2 protein-coding genes are annotated in these 2477 nt (G+C 24.5%); one reads left to right on the top strand and one right to left on the bottom strand.

Annotated elements, in window-relative coordinates; translation table 4 throughout:
* Positions 1 to 114: 114 nt before the first annotated feature.
* Complete coding sequence (locus EHV01_RS04705) at positions 115 to 1623, bottom strand: hypothetical protein (RefSeq protein ID WP_422066436.1); 1509 nt, start codon at positions 1621 to 1623, stop codon at positions 115 to 117.
* A gap of 381 nt (positions 1624 to 2004) precedes the next feature.
* On the opposite strand from EHV01_RS04705, the gene EHV01_RS04700 reads away from it, so the two are divergent.
* Positions 2005 to 2361 carry a hypothetical protein gene (locus tag EHV01_RS04700; RefSeq protein ID WP_422066435.1) on the top strand — a complete coding sequence of 119 codons (357 nt, stop codon included), beginning with the start codon at positions 2005 to 2007 and terminating at the stop codon, positions 2359 to 2361.
* Positions 2362 to 2477: the final 116 nt, after the last annotated feature.

Raw genomic sequence — 2477 nt, 5'->3', positions numbered from 1 at the left:
ATTTAAAGCAAAATCATAATCTTACACAAAATTAGTTTTCAAATTGTCATATTGATGATTTTTTTTATTTCATCAAGAGTTTTCGACAAAATTAAAGAAATTTATTATTCTAAATTAAAATATTTTTTTTATTTTAGCAATTATTGTATCAATTCCTTCAGTAACACTAGGAACAGTAAAATACAAAATAACAGTTATTGCAATTAATAATAAAATAACACCTAAAACACTGATCGTAATTCAAAAAGCTTTAGCATTAAATTTTGATTTAGTAACTACTCCAAATTTATTTTTTTTAATTTTTTTTGTTTTATTTTCTTTTGCATGATAAAAATTTTCAATTAATTGATCATATTGTTTTTCTGTCAATCCAAATTGGGCCATTGCTTCATAATGATCCATTTTAAGATGACCATATTCATCAAATATTTTTGGATAAATCTCACTAACTCGTTTTTCCCCTAATGATGTTTTAATTGTATAATCCTTATATGTCCCAAAAGCTGGTTTTGTATCCTTTACTTTATCAATATCAATAAAGGTTATTTCATCATCTAAAACATCTGTTTCTATTATTTCTGGATTAGATTCCATTAAATCAAAGTCTGGTGATTTGACACCTAAAAAATCATGAATATCTTCAGCAGCAACCTTATTAACATCATTATCATTTTTTGAAATATCATTGTCATTTTTCTCAGGTGAATCTCCTACTTTAAATTCATCATTAAAAAAGAAACTATGCGTATCATCTTCAGGATTAAAATTATTATCTGAATCATCTTCAAAATCAAGGAAATTAAACTTATCTTCTACATTATTTTCAGTTAAAGATGAACTTTTTTCTGGTTCAAAACTAACAATTATTGAAGAAACTTTTTTTTCATTTAAAGCATCAGATTGGTCAGATTTCGACTTTAATAATTTAGAATCAATACTATCTGTTGGTAAATGTACAGAATTATTATTACTTGAATTATCATCCTTTTTTGCTCAAGTATTAACCAATTTTTGGTTTAGTGCTTCTGCTTCTTGCAAATGGCGTAATGAAGTATCTAATGTCTGTTTTAAGTTTTGATATTCATCAAAATTAGATTTTGGTCGACTGCGATGACGCCCAATAAACTCATCCAAAATATCAGAAATATGTAATGCTCAATTATATTCTTCTTCAACACTTAATGGTAAACTTGGACGACGAAAATCATTATAATATCGTTCTGTCCCTAATGGAATACGAGAATTATAAGGAGATAAATAATAATCTTCTCTAACAGGTTGAGATTGATATTGAAAATTATCATTAATTCTAGCATTATTGGCTAAATTATTAAAATTTTGTCCAACATTATGTGGGCTATATTGATATGGTTGTCCTAGTGACAAACTTTGATTTGGTTGCAGTCCTGTCATTGGATACTGAATAATTGGGGAATATTGATATTGTGCAAATAACGGTGGATATGGAGGTTGCGGAATTGAATACTGAATTAATGGTGGTGTTCCACACCCATAAGAAGGAAAAACAGGATATTGATAATAATTAAAAAAATTCGGATGGTGATGAATCCGACAGTTATTGTGACAATTACTGCTATGACCCTTTTTACTGTTTTGACACATATGTTTACCCTACTTATATTAATCGCTTATATTTATTATATCATAAAATAATGCTTTCTTCTATTAGTGTTATTAATAAAGATGCTGTTTTATTTTTTRRWGTGTAAATTGTACTATGAAGTGTAGCACTTTATAAACTGTAAAATCAAGCTTTTTAAATTTGTAAAGATTTTTTATAAAAATTAAAGCAAAAATATCTTTTATTTTATGGCTTATTTTAGTTAATTAATTACTAAAATAACTATTAAGCTTAAAAATAAGGTTTTCATTCATATAAAAAGTGCTACATTTGCATTTACAATTTACAGGGGAAAATAAAAAGAGTTATCTTATTTATAATTAGTTTGTTAAAAAATTAATTAGAAAGGTACCCTATGTCTTATGATTATAAACCAAATATCAAACTTACTAAATAAATTTAAAATTGATTTACCTACTTTATTTAAATTTGCTAAAGTAGAAATTACACCTAAAAATTTATTAGAATGATTTCAACATAAAAATATTGATTTTTTAGAAAGAATTATTAAATCTGCAATTGAATTAATTGATTACAAACTATTAAAATCTGAATATGTCCAACCGCGTTTTATTTTAAAAGGATTGTTTCAAAGAACAATTATTTTTCAACATGGAAAAACCACATTTTATCGGCGAAAATATTTAATAAAACCAGAATATCAAAATAAAAATAATCCTAATTATCTATATTTCTCATCATATCTATTTATTTATTAAACTTAGCAAATTATTTCTTTAATTTTGTCGAAAACTCTTGATATTTATAAAATATACCTAAAATTAGGTATATTTTTAATATATGGAGGTAAATAATTAATGAAAAAAATAATTAA

It is taken from the genome of Spiroplasma sp. hy2, from assembly GCF_044714365.1.
GTDB lineage: Bacteria > Bacillota_I > Bacilli_A > Mycoplasmatales > Mycoplasmataceae > Spiroplasma > Spiroplasma phoeniceum.
Note: the sequence above shows the minus strand (reverse complement) of the source record. Positions and strands in the feature narration are given on the sequence as shown.